The organism is Symplocastrum torsivum (assembly GCF_059505465.1).
In genome coordinates this window covers 1-15,589 of record NZ_JCACKQ010000028.1, presented here as the reverse complement: position 1 = coordinate 15,589, position 15,589 = coordinate 1, and the positions used below count along the sequence as shown (strand labels likewise).

Sequence of the window (15,589 nt, the reverse complement as noted above, 5' to 3'; positions counted from 1 at the left end):
GCAGGAGGCAGAAGGCTTTTATGAAAGAAAACTTGTAAAGTAAGCTTTTTAACCTTCTTCAACTGCGTAGTTATTTCCGCCACACTGCACTAAGGTGCTTAAGATGGCAGTCTGACACTAGTGACGAAAGGGGAGTACAACATAACTGGTTAGCCAGGATTTGGCTCCCCTTTCTTGATGGGAAAAAGTCTGGGAGTTAGCGCGTGGCGTAAAAAATTAGAGGAGTTTCAAGTATGGAAGACTTTCTACGCCAGCTATTCGGTGAACACATCACTCTAGCGTGGATATTCTTGATCATTGCCTTCTGCTGGATTACCTACATTCCAGGTAGGCGTAACTCCAGTCGCTAGGTTTTACTGATTTTCTAGTAAAGCATTGGACTCTGGCAAAGGAGGACGGAGACACAAATACGCTAGCGCCCCAAACAGAGGAACTAGCGACACCGCCCAAAAAATCAGGGAATCCCGGAGTCCTCGACGAGCCATATCATCACCAAGCAATGAGGGAAATACGACACACATCAGGCAAAAATCCCCGCTCATTAAATGAACAAAGCGGCTGGTGTGCCACTGATGAACAAAATCTCCCCAATCTCCAGTAAGTACTGCGTAGGCAAGCAAGCCTATTGTCGTTAAGGTAAGCGCTACCCCAGTTTGACGAGAATCTAGACATTCCAACAAGAAACCCTTATTCCCAGTAAATTCTTCACTAGGTTCACGGAGCATTAAATAAGGAATCATGCCGATTACTCCTGAACCATTTGATGCCAAGAAAGATGGCCAAGCCGAGATAGTTTGCGATCGCTCATCAATGAACATGAGACAAGCGTAAACCATTGGCCAAACACCCATGAGGCTGAAGAGGGTAATAACATAAGGATTTATCCCCTCCCACTGAAGCGTTACCAGCTTACCAATAACCGTCAATGTACCCGGCTGATCAAGAGGGGCAAGCAACAAGGTATAAGCCGTAAAGGCTGTCCAGATCAACCCAAGCGCAAGTTTTCTGCCCATAATCCTGATAAAAAGTTGCTTCGCTAATACTCTCAACTTAATTGAGAGTTGACCGTGAACAGTTAATATCAAAAAGCTAATTTGTATTAGGTCTTATCTTTCGCCCCAAAAGCTTTTCGGAATACCCACTGCATTAAGCCAGGAAACATCTTATAAGAGGCGTTTGAGACATTTGCTGAGCCAACCATGACATCAGACTTCTGATGCTTGACGGCATCCCAGATCGCCTGTGCCACATCATCAGGCTTTTCAATAATCGGAACACTCAATCCTTTTCTTAGCAAATCCTCGCGAGCTTGAGCATCCTCTTCATCCTTACCTCGAAAGATTGCCCGTTCCATCAAATCGGTTGAGATAAAATTTGGATAAACTCCACAAACCTTAATACCTTTGGGTTCAAGTTCTGCGTGCAGCGATTGGGTTAACCCAGTGACAGCATACTTACTCGCTGTATAGGGAACTTGGTAAGGAATTGGAACCTTGCCACCAATAGAACTCACATTAACAATCGTTCCCTTCCCCCGCTCTAGGAAATGAGGCAATAGCGCGTGAATCGTGTGGACATAGCCCCAGAAATTCGTGTCTATAGCTTGGTGCCAATCGCTAAGCGAGAATGCTTCCACCGAGCCTAAGAGATAGATACCTGCATTATTAATCAGTACGTCAAGAGTTCCGTAGTATTCCAGTGTCTTCTTTACGAGTGTGTTCACTTGCTCAGAATCTCTTACATCCGTAGGCACGGCTAGAGCATTTTGCCCAAGCGATCGAACCTCAGAAGCGACAGCTTCTAAGCGCTCAGGCTGACGCGCTGCAAGTACAAGGTCATACCCTTGGCGGGCAAATAAAAGAGCAGTTGCTTTGCCGATACCTTGAGAAGCGCCTGTAATAAGTACGGTGGAAGGCATTTTATATCGTCTAGACTCTGCGAGAATGCTGTCTTCGTCTATAAGTCTGTTCAATAGAAGCCAGGAAATCCTCTAACTTTTGTCAGACTTTCAATCTCCAAGCCACCTCAACTTTTGTGGCAAAATTTTCCCACCAGTTGTCTTTATCAGAGGGAGAGTTTTTAGTGGTGGGTTATTTTTGTGGAGCTGGTCTAGGCAATTTGAAAATAGTTTGAAAAACTGCCTCCAGGTTTTTTTGTGTTCACAGTTACAGCCGTAGTTCACATTAGCTCCTTTCTTCCGGTAGAAGAGTAGGACAAAGCCGCAGAATTACTTTGTGAGAAATAATCCCTTTTAATACCCATCTATTAACCAAGAAAGGCAGCAGGCACTTATGAATGCTGTCCGAACCTCTGCCTAGGACTGAAAGGAGTAAGGGTATCAGGCTTCCTATGAGGCAACTTTTCACTGGCTCCCATACAGGAGACTTTTAGCTAATGTCTAACAGCAAAATTGATTTCAATAACGAACACCTCAGACATGAGCAATTCCTCTGTTCTAATGTCATGATGATCGGCGCACTTGCCTGGTCAGGCTATTTATGGAAAAGTAGAGGCGCTATTGTAGTTTATGGATTGAAGGCCACTGAGAGTTCTCTTGAGGAGAGCATTGATATTGCAATTGTTTATCTGTCAAAAGAGGAACTTGCCTACAGCTATCCAGACGGAATTGAACTATTCCAGTTTGTAGAGGAATACGAGCCATACAACGGAATGGTAGTAACATTTGCTGACAGCGAGAAAACCTTGGTTGATTCTTATCAACTAACGCTGGTTCTTTCACCAGCAGAATGCTACAACTTGTTACGACCGCGAATGTCAGAATTTGAAGTTTACGGGAGAGGAAAATCAACTCTATAAATCAGATTCTCATACAAATTGTGATAAAAACTCGATAAAATAGAAGATAAAAAGATATTCTTTAATTTAAAAGAATAGTCAAAACTATTCTCAGCAAAGGACAGATTCAATATACGAAGCACATAGACTACAGCCTATCGCCCATAGCCTTTAGCTGGAACCTTCTTATGTGTTGTAGGTAAACTAAACCAAAAGGTTGTACCTGCTCTTTGGCGACTTTTAACTCCAATTTCACCACCGTGAGCTGTGATAATTTGGCGACACAGATACAACCCTAAACCTAAGCCAGTATAGGGTCGATGTCCTTGAGGGGAGTCCTTGGCATCCTGAGCGACGAAATACAGTTGGAAAAGGCGATCGCATAGTTCCTGACTCATCCCCACACCGTTATCGGTAACAGTACAGTAAATCATTCCTTTCTTGACTTGGGCATCTAGTATTAGCTGAATTCCCATCGGGTTATGGTTGAAGGCATTCGTCAGCAAGTTTTCAAATACACGTCTGAGTTGGCAAGAGTCAGCGTTAATCATGGGTAAATTGGTGGGAACCTGATTGACCAATGTGACCTGATTTTTTGTCAGTAGTGGCTCCATATCTTCAACCAATAACTGCACAAGTTCACCGATTTGTAAGGGTTCTCGCTCCAGGGCAACTCCTGCAACTTCACTGGTATGAACTTCTAAGAGCGAATTAATTAGGCGCAATTGGCGATCGCTACTTTGAACCATTCGCTCCAGAACAGAGCGAGATACTGCAATCATTTGTTGTCCGTTATCTATAGAGGCTGATGGCTGACAGCTAACGGCTGACGGCTCATGATTGAGTAAGTTTTTCAGTACCATTAACCACCCAAGAACGGGTGTCCTTAAGTCGTGGGAAACGGCGTACAAAAAGATATCTTTGAGGCGGTTAAGTTCTTGAAGTTCGGTGTATTTTTGCTTGAGTTGTTGGGTACGCTCTTCTACCTGACGTTCTAAATTAGTGTTGAGTGCTTGTACTTGTTGGTAGAGTTGAGCTTGCTGTATGGCGATCGCTACTTGTGTAGAAAGGGCGCGGAGTAATTCAACTTCAAAGGGTTGCCACTGGCGGGTGCGATCGCATTGGTGAGCTACCAAGTTGCCAAACAGCTTGTCACTGACAATAATTGGCACAGCCAAGCAAGCTTTAACTTGATATTGTGCAAAGTATTGCGCTCGTAGGGGAGAGACACCCGCCTGCGTTACATCGCTGATGACTTGAACATTACCGGATTCAAATAGCGCTTTGATTTCCTTGATATAAGTTGGGTTGCCCCGCAATACTTCTATAACGGAACCCCACTTCGGTGAAACCGACTCTACACAAACCTCACCCCGCAGGTGCTTATCGATATGTGTGAAAAAGACGCGATCGCATTCCAGAAATTGTCGAACCTCAGTAACGGTAGTTTGGAGAATCTGCTCAAGATCGAGCGATTGCCGAATCCGAAGGGCAATTTGAGCTAAAAGGCGATCGCGCTGAACTGTAAGCTGTCGTTCTTCCTCTGCACGCTTACGTTCAGTAATCTCCCGTGCAATTACCAGCACTTCATCATTACCACAAACGGCAAAGCGTCCTTCCCAGTAACGGAGTTTGTTGTTAATTGGCAATTGGTACTCTAGAGTTTCGGTGACACCCGTTGTGAGAACCTTTGCCATATACTCCATAAATTGCTGAGACACAGGTGCTGGTACAAAATCTTGGAGTTTTTTCCCAATCAAGCCACTCGCTGGTGCAACCAAATCACTCGCATTTTCCGCTTGACAGTCCAAATAAGTGCCATCTCTGCTAAAGCGAAAAATTAAATCGGGAATTGCATGAAGGAGAGCGCGATTTTTTGCTTCACTTTGACGTAGAGCATCCTCCGCTTGTTTACGAGCGGTTATATCACGCATCCCAACTACACGCGCTTTATGCCCCTGATAAACAATATCTTTTGCTGAAACCTCTCCGACAAATATGGTGCCATCCTTCTTCAAACCCATCGCTTCAATGGGTAAATCTGAGGGAGATTTTACTCTCGACCGAATTAAATCCCATGAGCAAGGAGCCGTGATTTCCAGGACTGAGCGACCAATCAGTTCTGCTCTTGAGTAACCATACAAAGCCTCAGTAGCACAGTTAACATCGAGAATCGTACCGCGATCGTGAATTAAAACAGCTTCAAAAGTGGCTTCAAAGAAACTCTGTAACCGTCCTTCACTCGCTCTTAGATCCTCCTCCGCTTTCTTTCGGTCTGTAATGTCCACAACCAATCCATCCCAGAGCAAATCCCCATTCGGCTGTCGTTCCAAGCGGGAGGCACATTGAATCCACTTAAGTTTGCCAGAAGGTGTTACCATACGACCTTCCCAAACCCAAGTTTCTCCCGTAGCGGCGGAAGCGGCGACAGACTGCTCATAAGCCTCAAGGTCATCTGGATGCATCAAGTCAGCCAGCACCTGAAAGTTGGCTTGAATTTCCTCAGGTTCCAACTCATACAGTTCTCGACAACCCGAACTGGCATAAAGCACTGAGCGGGAACCATCTGGACGCTGAAGGAATTGGAAAATCATTCCAGGTACATTCGCGGCAATTTTCTCAAGCCGTAATTGGCTTTCTCGCAGAGCAACTTCTGCTTGCTGCTGAGCTATGCAGGAGCCAATCGTTGCTGCCATTGTCATCAAAACGGCTGACTCATCCTCTGACCAACGGCGCTCAGAATGACAATCATCAAAGCCTAAAAAACCCCATAACTTGCCATGAACTGGAATTGGGACAACTAAGATTGATACAACCCCAGGCGGTTCCAAGATTTGCCGTTCCGCTGCTGATAATTCCCGAACTAGCGCACTAAACGAGTGTCCAACCTTAAGAGTTTCGTACCAATGGCTCACACCACAAGCGGCATAGGAAAGGTTCTGCCACAGGGGATTATCAATTTCAGCCGTAACAGTTTCCCTTGCCCACTCAAATCGCTGACTTCGAGCCGGGTCGCCTGTTTCAGGATGGGGATGAATTTCAAAAATATAGACCCGATCTACAGATGTTACTTGTCCCAACGTTGCCAAAGCTCTGTTGATAGCTATGGCATCATCCTCTGTTGTCAGGAGCTGGTTAGTTGCTTGTGCCACCCCTTGCAGAAGATTCGGACAGGAATGGATAGCGACACCGACAGGCTGCGTACTCGTTGAGGGTTCGACTCCGTTAGGTTCGGCTATTGTCATTTCAAGTGGTGAGAATGCTAAATAACCTTAGTCTAGAAAATCTTAACGACTGAAAGTTCTTTAATAGAGTACAGCAACCAGGCTGGGCTTATTAAAGGAAGTTGCCGTTGAGTTGTGGTGAGTCGTTTTTGTGGAAAAAAAAGCCCTCTATTTATAGAGAGGGCGTAGCATTATATGGAGTCTCTAGTATAGTCACGAGATGTTAAGAACTTGGAAAGAAACGAGACTCTCTGTTATCAAATTGCATCTAGGTCACTCAATCACTGTATACCTCTAACCCGCTCTCTCAGCCTAGATGGGTTTCGTTTGCAACTTGGTCAAGGATTCGACCCATAGCTGATCCCGCCGCCTCATCGGAACAATTTTCCGCCGTGTAACGGGCGGCTTCTTGACCCAATCGCTCACGTAGTTCCTGATCATTCCACAACTTGTCGATCGCTTGGACTAGGTCATCGACTGAGTTGGGTTCCACCAGAATCCCAGTTTCGCCATCCTTAGTCCTACCGTTGCCGCTAATTGGGGAAAGACCGTGATTATGCCACCTTGTTTGGCTTTTACTGCTTCTTGGCTTTGGTTCCACAATCTTAGCCACTCCTCTCTTCCCGTCACAGGCAAGGCTGCCTCATGCCAATTTATAGTAGACCCCTGACGTGGAACACAACGGAACTGGTGCCGTTGCCCTGGAACGAAAGGGGTCAGCCACTGGGAATCGCTCTGCTCCCGTATAAAAGGAGCAACAACAGTCCAATGCATAAGTTTATTCTCCATATAATGCTACGCTTGAAAAGCAAGCGAGATTTGGACTTGATTTCTCTTCTGATTTGATGAGTTACCAGTCTTCAATCCTATGTACTGCACCCTAAGAAAATACTTAGAGAAAATTGCAGCTATTGCTCTGACTTAAAGCTTTGCTTTGTAGCTCGTCTTTAAAAGTCAGCTTCTATCCGGTATTGTGTGCTTAACACACGAGGTTTCTTGCAAAAATCAGTATTTACTACATCGCTGTAGTACTGATCTGCCTTAGCTTTGCTATCTAGGCAAGAAGTACAGGTTGTGTCTATAAACTGCCAAGCCCGTGGCTTTTTGAACTTCTAAATATCAATCAGGTGAAGTTCTCCAGTTTATGCAAGATGTTGTTTTTTGTAAAACTTCTTTACATAATTGACGGCTAGACAAAGCCTAATCTTCTAAAAACTACACAGCAAAAGTGATGCACCCAGAGATGAGATCTAATTAAGGCTCACTATAAACTATAGATCGGCTTTTAAATTGATTCGATCCCAACTAATTTGTTAAAAAAGTCAGCCGACACATCTAACCTGCTTGTCAAACCTTGGCTTTAGCTTTCTTTGTAAGAGTACTCAAAAAACTTCTTATAAAAATCAACGCCATACCGCTTAGCGGTTGGCGTTTAGAGTAAATCTTCCAGATTTCGTTTACCACTTGCCACCAAGCGAGTGGCGAGAATTTTGTCTTAAGCAATGCCTCAACTTGTTTAGATGCTACCTTTGCTCTTTTGTCAGCGTTTATGACGATTCCAAATCATTGATGTCATCTTTGAGTTGAGCAAGCGCCGAGTGGGCAACTGCCAAACTCAATCGCACCTGTTCCACCTGAGATAAAGCTGCCCAGTCTCTGGGTTGAGGAACACCCGTAGTTTCTGCAACAGCTTGCTCGGAATTTCCTCGCATCGCGTATGCCCAAGGACGTGCGAGGACTAATAAATCATCCTCTGCCCAATTGGGTAGTAACGACTCCACACACATCACAAGTTGGTCAGCTAGCGACAAGTTCGTTGAGAAAGCTTGTCGGGCGCGGTTTGCGATCGCTTCTAGCCATTCCTGAGGCAGGGTAGCAAATCGCTTTGATAAAGAGGTAATCAATGTCTCAGTTGCTGGTAGCATTGGTGATGCCCAGCACTGATGTAGCTGGTCAAAGAACGCTAGAGAGGCGCTCTCAACTTCTTCTTCTTGCCAGTCACAGAGGGAAAATCCCCGTTCCAGTTCCGCAAAATAGGCTTCCGCTTCAGGTTCTGCTGGATTCCAAGGATAACAATCCTCCTGTGGCTGTAAGAGTGCTTCTAAGAGTTCTCCTTGTATGCAGCTCAAAGCATCCTCGCAATTTTCATAGTGAATAGGTTGGCTTGCCATAATGGCTCTCCTGTGTTTTTGGGTAGATGAAACCTGGCATGAATTAAGCTACATCCGCACTCTCTGCAGTTCCGTAACAAGTCATAAAATCAACGATAGCTGTCTTCACTTTTTGCCGAGCTACTTAATACAGCAGCGATCGCTATTTAGTGAAGCATGGTATTAACAAGCGAGTACGGGGATGATTAGCAATAACAGGTAGATCTTCAGCCCGAATGGTCTGAAGATTCAATCACAAATTCCAGGGTTTGACCGTGAGTACTTCCGAACTTTATCTGGATACCAGATTGTAATGGCACCTCCTGATGGTGTATTTTTTGCCAACCAACTGCCTGATGATCGTGATAGCCATTGTTCTTACTTACTGGCTTAGCTACATTGCCGTTATCGGGACGTAAGATTAATGTCCCATAGCGGGAAAAATCACGTAAAAAGTAAGTAGGAGTAGCCTCTTGAGCGGTGAAAGCATCACGACAGATAATTTCTGCATGTTGCTGACTCACCCACTGCTCTTGAATCACTAAATCATTTTCCTGGCGACGTCCTACTCGCATCAGCCCACCTCGAATTCGCCAAACCTTATCAGTAGATTCTAGTGAACGCAATGAGGCAACGGGGGCAGGGGCGCCAACCCAACTGGGTTGCATACTCGGTAATTCTGTAATGCCCTCTTCGATCGGTTTAATCAACTCGCCTTCAAACTCAGGATGCATATAAAGCACGGGGAGAGTCCAAGCCGGTTGATTAAATTTGTAAAGCGTCAACAGTTGTTGCCTTGCCACGGCTACAGCTTGGTCAATCGGCATTCTGGTGGCAAGGGCTTGAGCCAGTGTTTGAATAAAACTCAAAGCTTCTTGATCGGCTATCGAGTCACGCATTGCTAAAACAGCAGGAACACCGTGGTGGATTAGCACCTCAGCTAAGCTACTGCGTGGCGTTGTTTGTGTCCCTACTTGATCAGGTTGGGCGCCCCAACAGGCGTTGAACACCGCCAATGTCACTTGAGTTCGCACCAAAACCTGAGCTAGTTCTGTGCCGTTAATCGTTGCATCTGGGCGCAAAAACAGCAAACCCCCGTCTGGCGCAGGTTCTCCATGACCAGCATAAAACAGGATATTGTAGACACCCGTTTCCAGAGCGCTGATCAGTTCAGCGGGTGTGGGTTGTAACAGTGTTTCCACATGGCAGGGAACAGGTGAGGCAAACTTTTCGCTTGTGCTGATCGGTTGTCCGCAGGCTTTGAGAATATTGACTAACGCGGCTGCCTCTTGTTCTAGCTGCAACCCAGCCGCCGGACGGGTGGAAGACTTGGCATCCTGACCCAATACCAGCAAGATGTTTAATGACTGGTTTGAGCGTGTCAAGGCTTTAAGCGAGTCAACATCACTGGTTGTGCGACTAAACAGTAGTTGTTGAGATAGAGAAATTGCTTGTTTACCCGCCATCGGCTGCATGATTTCCCAAGGCAGAGGGATGAAATCCGGGTCGCGAATTTCCAATCGCATTCGTAGAGGTTTATTTTGCCCCATGGCAATTCCCCGACTTTCCGCAAGCGCTTGTTGAATCGGGCCATCAAACAGCCACGACCATAGATCAATACCCAAGCGCTGCATCAAGCGACTACTGTAGCTGGTTGTCTGACCCGTTGCCCCAACATCACTGTCTGGTGGCAGAGTACGGGCAGACTGGGTTGCATGGTGGATGAGAGGAACATGGGGTAACCCCCTCAACGAAAACATTTCCTGCCACGCTAGCCAAGTCTGAGTCATGGTTTCAGACCAAGTAGAGTGATGCAGAGCATAGCCCCCAGGATAGGGGGCTTTGAGTACCCATATAGCAAAGTTTTCTGCCCCAGCCGTTGACAGACGCGCGATCGCTAAACTGAGGCAAGGATTTTCTGACATTAAAAGCCGAGAAGAATTGCGACTGTACCTCTTGTTTTATCAGTCTACCGAGTCTTCGCTGTTCTGTGCGCTCTCACTTGGTGTTTCTCTAAGCAGCACCGTATTAAATTCAATCTAGGGTAGCGATCGCTATGCAACGGATCTGTGTGTTTTGTGGTTCCAGTCCAGGGTTACACTAAGCCAGAACGCAGTGCAACAACCGCTGCTTGAACTCGGTCATCAACAGCTAGCTTGTTCATAATTCCTCGAACGTGAGTCTTTACTGTATTCGGGCTGAGGTAGAGTTCTGCGGCAATTTCTGGATTGCTGTAGCCTTCAACAATTAGTTTTAAGACTTCCATTTCTCGCGGCGACAAATTGGCGAGATTGCCGCTAGGAGAAGGAGGAGTGAGATGCTTAAGGACTTGACGAGCAATTTGAGGATCTAGGTATGTTGCTCCTTCAGCAGCGGCTGCGATCGCTTTTAACAACCGATCTACACTTGCGCCTTTAATGCAGTAGGCATCTGCACCGCTAGAAAGTGAGGCAATAATTTCCCGTTCTGTTGTATGAGAGGTCAGCATTACAACCCTGACATCGGGAAGTGCGGCTTTGATTTGCTGAGTGGCGGCAATCCCATCTAAACGTGGCAAACCAATATCCATCACCACAATATCGGGTTTGAATTTCATTGCGGCTTCGACACCCATGTAGCCATCTTCAGCCTGTCCCACAATCGTGATTTGGGGATGAGCGGTTAATGACTGCTCTAAACCTAGCTGCATCATGGGATCATCTTCCACAATCAAAATCCGCAAGGGTACAGATTCAGTTGGCAAATTTAGTGATGGTGGAGTTTCGGAAGACATAACTTGTGCCAAATACAATGAGATCGAATCATCGTATTTTACAAACATTGAATAACTGAAATACGCAACCTTTAGAAGAACTGAAGCTTGTCGGCAGTGAAAAGGAGGGAAACCTGTGTCAAGGGAAGATGTAACTACGTTTTCACCAAATGTCTAAAAATTCTCTCCCCCAACTCTGCATCTTCTTCACTCAGATACTGGAAGACGATATTGCCGAGCAACGTAGTTGAAAAAACGATAGTAATCGGCAAATTGCTCACTCTCGCTTTGTCCTTGCCAGCTATACAGCACATTTCCCTGGCTCAAGGATAATGTCATCAAACTTAAATCAGAGCCAACCTCCACTCTAAGTTTCCCTGTCAATCCTTGCTCGGTTATGAAATTCTGTTGTTGAGAGCGTTGTGGCTGTTTTAGTGTTCCTTCTTGTGATGGCGCCTTACTTTCTGCCAGGTTGTTAGCTGCCCATCCCCTAATTTCTATGTTTGGGTTTTGTGGGTCACGAAAGGCTCGACCATCCCGATTGTCCGGCATGGGAAAAGCTATCCAGTTACTGGGATAGGGAAACTCAAAGCTGTAACGTGAGTTGCGGTAAATACTCCAGCTATCCGGCGATCGCATATTGAACTGGCTACAGCTTAACAGCAGGACAATCAGCGGCATGATACTGACAATGATCTTGCCGATTACCAAAGCCTTAACTCGCCATCTGCCAACAGCTTTTCGCCTCTGAGTGGTGACGTGTGTCTTATAGCGACTAACTTCTCTAACTCCTTTGGTGACGTAGTTAATGATGGACACTGATAAGACGGCTTCCACTTGTGTTTGGTGCCTTTCTTGATCCAGTCCATGACTCTTGATAGCCGGAAAATATTAAGGAATGTAACAATTATGCCGTTATGCTGGTTTAATGTCTTGACAGCCACCAAATAAGTCGATAAGCTTTTTGCATACCCGGGTAAAACGATTGAAAATTCTATGCAAGACAAGCAAAAGGTTACGTTGTATCTCCCGCCAGGACTTCACCGCCAGCTCAAAATTCGAGCAGCAGTTGACACGGAATCCATGTCAGCCATGGTAGAGAGAGCAATTGTCTTCTATCTACACCACCCGGAGTTGGTTGATGAAGTAGAGGCAAGCTACGGCAGAACGCATCAGGTCTATAGCTGTCCTGAATGTTCTAACTCTGTAGTTCTCAAAGGTGGAGAAATGGTATCCCTGGATAGTCAACCCAGCATTCTGGCTGAAGAGCTTCCAGTAGAAAAGGTTCGAGAGGGAGTAGGTTCTCCTACTGGCTCTCAAGGTGAAGAGGAACTAGTTCCTTGTTAAAGTTGCAAAACGAAGAGCTAACAAGTGTTGCGCTCTCGATGATGCTTGGGTTGTGGTTGCGCCGTCTCTAATTGGGTCGATAGTCATGCAAGAAGAGATCAATATTCTCATTCAGGCTCAATATCCTCTGATCTACCTCGTGACTTCCGAGGAAGAGCGGACTGAAAGGGCAATAGCCATGATTGCTCAAGCGAAGTCACAACAACGGCGTGTATTCGTGTGGACTGTCACCCACGGAATCGTAGAGTATGGACAATCACGCCACGTTACCCAGCACAATACCATCTCATCTGAGGCGGCAATTCAATGGGTTATTCAGCAGAAAGAAGCTGGTATCTATATATTTAAAGACTTACATCCCTTTATTGATTCGCCAGTAACAACCCGATGGTTGAGGGATGCGATCGCAAGTTTTAAGGGTACACAGAAAACAATTATTCTAATGTCCCCGGTACAGCAAGTTCCGATTGAGCTGGAAAAAGAGGTGGTTGTTCTCGACTACCCAATGCCAGATCTCACAGAACTCAATCAAGTGCTGTCTCAACAACTGGAGCAAAGCAAAGCTCGCCGCACAACAACAGAAACGCGGGAAAAGCTTCTAAAAGCAGCGTTGGGTCTAACCCACGACGAAGCTGAGAAAGTTTATCGGAAAGCACAAGTCAAAGCTGGACGCCTTACTGAGGCTGAAGTTGATATTGTCCTTTCTGAGAAAAAGCAGCTCATCCGCCGCAACGGTATTCTAGAATACATCGAAGAAGATGAAACCCTAGATGCGGTTGGGGGATTAGAAGAGCTAAAGCGGTGGCTCAAGCAGCGTTCTAATGCATTTACCGAAAGAGCGAGAGAATACGGGTTGCCCCAACCCAAAGGAATGCTAATTCTAGGTGTTCCTGGGTGTGGTAAGTCGTTAATTGCCAAAACGACATCTCGCCTCTGGGGTCTGCCCCTGCTACGCCTGGATATGGGCAGGGTCTATGATGGGTCAATGGTAGGTCGGTCTGAAGCAAACTTACGCAACGCCCTCAAAACAGCGGAATCAATTTCTCCTGCCATCCTCTTCATTGATGAGCTTGATAAGTCTTTTGCTGGCACTACAGGGTCTTCTGACTCAGATGGGGGAACGTCAAGCCGCATCTTCGGTTCCTTCCTCACCTGGATGCAAGAAAAGACCTCACCTGTGTTCGTAATGGCGACAGCTAACCGAGTTGAGCGTCTACCGGGAGAGTTTCTCCGCAAAGGTCGTTTTGACGAAATCTTCTTTGTAGATTTACCAACACCGGAAGAACGTCAGCAAATCTTTAACATTCACCTGAGTAAGCGTCGAAGAGACATCACCCGTTTTGATATTGAGCAGTTAGCGAAAGTTTCCGATGGTTTTTCTGGAGCAGAAATTGAGCAAGCACTAGTTGCTGCGATGTACGAAGCATTTGCTCAAGACCGGGAATTTACGCAACTAGATATCATTGCCGCTATCAAAGCCACTCTTCCGCTTTCTCGGACAATGACAGAGCAGGTAACAGCCCTCAGGGACTGGGCTAGGCAGCGCGCGCGACCTGCTGCATCCTCCGTTGCTGAATATCAGCGAATGGAGTTTTAAAAGGCTTTCTCCTGCTCCCAACAGGAGGAAAGGCTAGCAACTTCTTCTTGCTAGCAGTTTGACAAAAAAGCCGCATCTTGACTTAAGCGGCTTAGTACAGCAAAGTAAAACGCTACGTTGTCGTTTCTCTTCTATCTCTACTGGAGGAAATCCAAATGTCTCACTTTAGCACTCTTCGCACCAAGATCACTGACGCCGAAATCCTGAAGGCTTCTCTCCGTGACCTGGGTATCTCCGTTAAGTCCGAAGCTGATGTCCGTGGCTACAACGGTCAGCGGGTTCGTGCCGACCTCGTTGCTGTTCTGGAAGGTGAGTATGACCTCGGCTGGTCTCGCAATAGCGATGGTTCCTTCGACCTGATTGCTGACCTTTGGGGCGTTGCTAAGAAGCACAACCAAACCGAGTTGATCAACTCGATCAACCAGAAGTATGCAGTCAACAAGACCTTGGCAGAAGTCAAGCAGCGTGGCTTGCAGAATGCCAACGTTAAACTTGTGTTGCAGAAGTAGTCTATCTAGGCGTTCCCAAGCTCACGGGTTGACCAACATTAGGTTAACCCGTTTTTTGTGCCTACTCAATCAGTAGGCACAAAAACTTTTTTGATCATTTATTTATTCCGTTTGCAGGCTCAACTCAATTCTATACTCCCTTGATTAATGGGACTTTGAGAAAAACTAGCTCTTAAACAGCCTTGCTCGACTGTAATGCAGTGGCATTGGCTTACCCAACAATTGAGAGCGATCGCGCTACTACAGCAAGCCCAAATCCTTGAGGCTACGTCGCGTAATCTCAATCCGTGAAGGTGCATCCTCTAGTTTACGCATGTCGATGGTTGTGGTAAAGAAGTAAACATTATTGTTCTGTTCTAGATAACCCACAAACCAACCTATTTCTGGCTTGGTGCTTGTTAACCATCCCGTCTTTCCTCGCAGGGTGTAGTTCGGAGTTTGTTCGCGTATCATGATGTCTTTGACAAGATCCATGGTTCGTTTGGAGAAGGGCAGATCACCTTGATGCAATCGTTGCAAGAAATCAATCTGCTGCTTGGGTGTAATCTGTAAAGGTCCTTGCAGCCAGAAGCGATCAATATCTTGAACCGTTCCAATCTGACGATTTCCGTAACCAACCCGATCAATGAATTGCTGCATCTGCTCGTGTCCGGCTTTGCGTGCTAGCACTTGATAGAACCAGACAGTTGAATCCTTGAAGCCTTGACGCAGATTCGTATCATGATTCCAAGCCGGGATGTCTCGCTCAATCCCATCCCAGGTGAGGACAGCCACATCATCAGCAATGACGCCCGTTTCTAGCGCTACCATCGCGTTGAAAATTTTAAACGTTGAAGCCGGAGTGATTGCAGTTACATTGCGTTGAGGATTGTGTTCGTAGGTTCGATTGTTGTTCAAGTCGTAAATTAAGATCGACCCCTCAAATCCTAATTCTTTAAAGTGTCGTCCTAAATCTGGTGCTTCAGTAACCGTTACTGTATCTTCAGATGGGGTAGGAGTTGGTTGAGCCAAAACACGCACTTCCCCAAAGCGAATCAGGATGAGCAAGGTGAGGCAACCCAGGACAGCAAAGACAACACGCCTTCTACGAAATAGCATTTTTTCTCCTCACAGATTGAAGGCATAACAGGCAGATAATACACCGCCATGCATATCAAAATAATTAGGGCTTGCTGCACAAAGCCGAAACCCTTAGCCATCAATAGTTTAAGCGG

General features: G+C 46.1%; 14 protein-coding genes. 4 read left to right on the top strand and 10 right to left on the bottom strand.

What is annotated here, in order from left to right:
- Positions 1 to 353 precede the first annotated feature (353 nt).
- Positions 354 to 1,013 (bottom strand): DUF2834 domain-containing protein, encoded by a 660-nt coding sequence (locus AC5JL3_RS09525; protein WP_496074257.1) that lies wholly within the window; start codon positions 1,011 to 1,013, stop codon positions 354 to 356.
- A gap of 86 nt (positions 1,014 to 1,099) precedes the next feature.
- Positions 1,100 to 1,918 (bottom strand): SDR family NAD(P)-dependent oxidoreductase, encoded by an 819-nt coding sequence (locus AC5JL3_RS09520; RefSeq protein WP_496074256.1) that lies wholly within the window; start codon positions 1,916 to 1,918, stop codon positions 1,100 to 1,102.
- 476 nt (positions 1,919 to 2,394) lie between these two features.
- Here AC5JL3_RS09520 and AC5JL3_RS09515 point away from each other — a divergent pair, with 476 nt between their 5' ends.
- On the top strand, positions 2,395 to 2,817 hold the full coding sequence (locus AC5JL3_RS09515; RefSeq protein WP_496074255.1) for a hypothetical protein: 423 nt from the start codon (positions 2,395 to 2,397) through the stop codon (positions 2,815 to 2,817).
- A gap of 134 nt (positions 2,818 to 2,951) precedes the next feature.
- Here AC5JL3_RS09515 and AC5JL3_RS09510 read toward each other — a convergent pair whose 3' ends face one another.
- From AC5JL3_RS09510 to AC5JL3_RS09480, 7 genes are all read right to left on the bottom strand, one after another.
- Entirely contained in the window at positions 2,952 to 6,041 is a 3,090-nt protein-coding gene (locus AC5JL3_RS09510; protein ID WP_496074254.1) for a GAF domain-containing protein, read from the bottom strand.
- A gap of 286 nt (positions 6,042 to 6,327) precedes the next feature.
- Positions 6,328 to 6,513, bottom strand: a complete 186-nt coding sequence (locus AC5JL3_RS09505) for a glycosyltransferase (RefSeq protein WP_496074253.1) — start codon at positions 6,511 to 6,513, stop codon at positions 6,328 to 6,330.
- Entirely contained in the window at positions 6,486 to 6,794 is a 309-nt protein-coding gene (locus tag AC5JL3_RS09500) for a hypothetical protein (RefSeq protein WP_496074252.1), read from the bottom strand. The genes AC5JL3_RS09505 and AC5JL3_RS09500 overlap by 28 nt, the downstream gene beginning before the upstream one ends.
- Before the next feature lie 773 nt (positions 6,795 to 7,567).
- Complete coding sequence (locus tag AC5JL3_RS09495) at positions 7,568 to 8,191, bottom strand: hypothetical protein (RefSeq protein WP_496074251.1); 624 nt, start codon at positions 8,189 to 8,191, stop codon at positions 7,568 to 7,570.
- Between the two features lie 206 nt (positions 8,192 to 8,397).
- On the bottom strand, positions 8,398 to 10,095 hold the full coding sequence (locus tag AC5JL3_RS09490) for a CHAT domain-containing protein (RefSeq protein ID WP_496074250.1): 1,698 nt from the start codon (positions 10,093 to 10,095) through the stop codon (positions 8,398 to 8,400).
- A gap of 170 nt (positions 10,096 to 10,265) precedes the next feature.
- Positions 10,266 to 10,892: a response regulator gene (locus AC5JL3_RS09485; protein WP_496074298.1), complete on the bottom strand. Its 627-nt coding sequence runs from the start codon at positions 10,890 to 10,892 to the stop codon at positions 10,266 to 10,268.
- Positions 10,893 to 11,129: 237 nt separating this feature from the next.
- Complete coding sequence (locus AC5JL3_RS09480) at positions 11,130 to 11,759, bottom strand: hypothetical protein (protein WP_496074249.1); 630 nt, start codon at positions 11,757 to 11,759, stop codon at positions 11,130 to 11,132.
- 159 nt (positions 11,760 to 11,918) lie between these two features.
- Between AC5JL3_RS09480 and AC5JL3_RS09475 the strand changes: the two genes are divergently transcribed.
- The 3 genes from AC5JL3_RS09475 (at position 11,919) to AC5JL3_RS09465 (ending at position 14,375) form a co-directional block, all read left to right on the top strand.
- The gene (locus tag AC5JL3_RS09475; protein ID WP_192217907.1) at positions 11,919 to 12,269 is read left to right on the top strand and encodes a slr0373 family blue light stress response protein; all 351 of its coding nucleotides are present in this window, start codon (positions 11,919 to 11,921) and stop codon (positions 12,267 to 12,269) included.
- An 85-nt stretch (positions 12,270 to 12,354) separates the two neighbouring features.
- A complete protein-coding gene (ycf46, locus tag AC5JL3_RS09470) occupies positions 12,355 to 13,866 on the top strand; it encodes a stress-responsive protein Ycf46 (RefSeq protein WP_496074248.1) in 1,512 nt (503 codons plus the stop codon).
- Positions 13,867 to 14,021: 155 nt separating this feature from the next.
- On the top strand, positions 14,022 to 14,375 hold the full coding sequence (locus AC5JL3_RS09465) for a DUF1257 domain-containing protein (protein WP_192217905.1): 354 nt from the start codon (positions 14,022 to 14,024) through the stop codon (positions 14,373 to 14,375).
- Positions 14,376 to 14,615: 240 nt separating this feature from the next.
- Here AC5JL3_RS09465 and blaOXA read toward each other — a convergent pair whose 3' ends face one another.
- Positions 14,616 to 15,473, bottom strand: a complete 858-nt coding sequence (gene blaOXA / locus AC5JL3_RS09460; protein ID WP_496074247.1) for a class D beta-lactamase — start codon at positions 15,471 to 15,473, stop codon at positions 14,616 to 14,618.
- Positions 15,474 to 15,589: the final 116 nt, after the last annotated feature.

Bases quoted from the DNA above. Each gene is read 5' to 3' on its own strand.
- AC5JL3_RS09525 (WP_496074257.1), bottom strand. From the start codon at position 1,013: ATGGGCAGAAAACTTGCGCTTGGGTTGATCTGGACAGCCTTTACGGCT.
- AC5JL3_RS09520 (WP_496074256.1), bottom strand. From the start codon at position 1,918: ATGCCTTCCACCGTACTTATTACAGGCGCTTCTCAAGGTATCGGCAAA.
- AC5JL3_RS09515 (WP_496074255.1), top strand. From the start codon at position 2,395: ATGTCTAACAGCAAAATTGATTTCAATAACGAACACCTCAGACATGAG.
- AC5JL3_RS09510 (WP_496074254.1), bottom strand. From the start codon at position 6,041: ATGACAATAGCCGAACCTAACGGAGTCGAACCCTCAACGAGTACGCAG.
- AC5JL3_RS09500 (WP_496074252.1), bottom strand. From the start codon at position 6,794: ATGCATTGGACTGTTGTTGCTCCTTTTATACGGGAGCAGAGCGATTCC.
- AC5JL3_RS09495 (WP_496074251.1), bottom strand. From the start codon at position 8,191: ATGGCAAGCCAACCTATTCACTATGAAAATTGCGAGGATGCTTTGAGC.
- AC5JL3_RS09490 (WP_496074250.1), bottom strand. From the start codon at position 10,095: ATGTCAGAAAATCCTTGCCTCAGTTTAGCGATCGCGCGTCTGTCAACG.
- AC5JL3_RS09475 (WP_192217907.1), top strand. From the start codon at position 11,919: ATGCAAGACAAGCAAAAGGTTACGTTGTATCTCCCGCCAGGACTTCAC.
- ycf46 (WP_496074248.1), top strand. From the start codon at position 12,355: ATGCAAGAAGAGATCAATATTCTCATTCAGGCTCAATATCCTCTGATC.
- AC5JL3_RS09465 (WP_192217905.1), top strand. From the start codon at position 14,022: ATGTCTCACTTTAGCACTCTTCGCACCAAGATCACTGACGCCGAAATC.
- blaOXA (WP_496074247.1), bottom strand. From the start codon at position 15,473: ATGCTATTTCGTAGAAGGCGTGTTGTCTTTGCTGTCCTGGGTTGCCTC.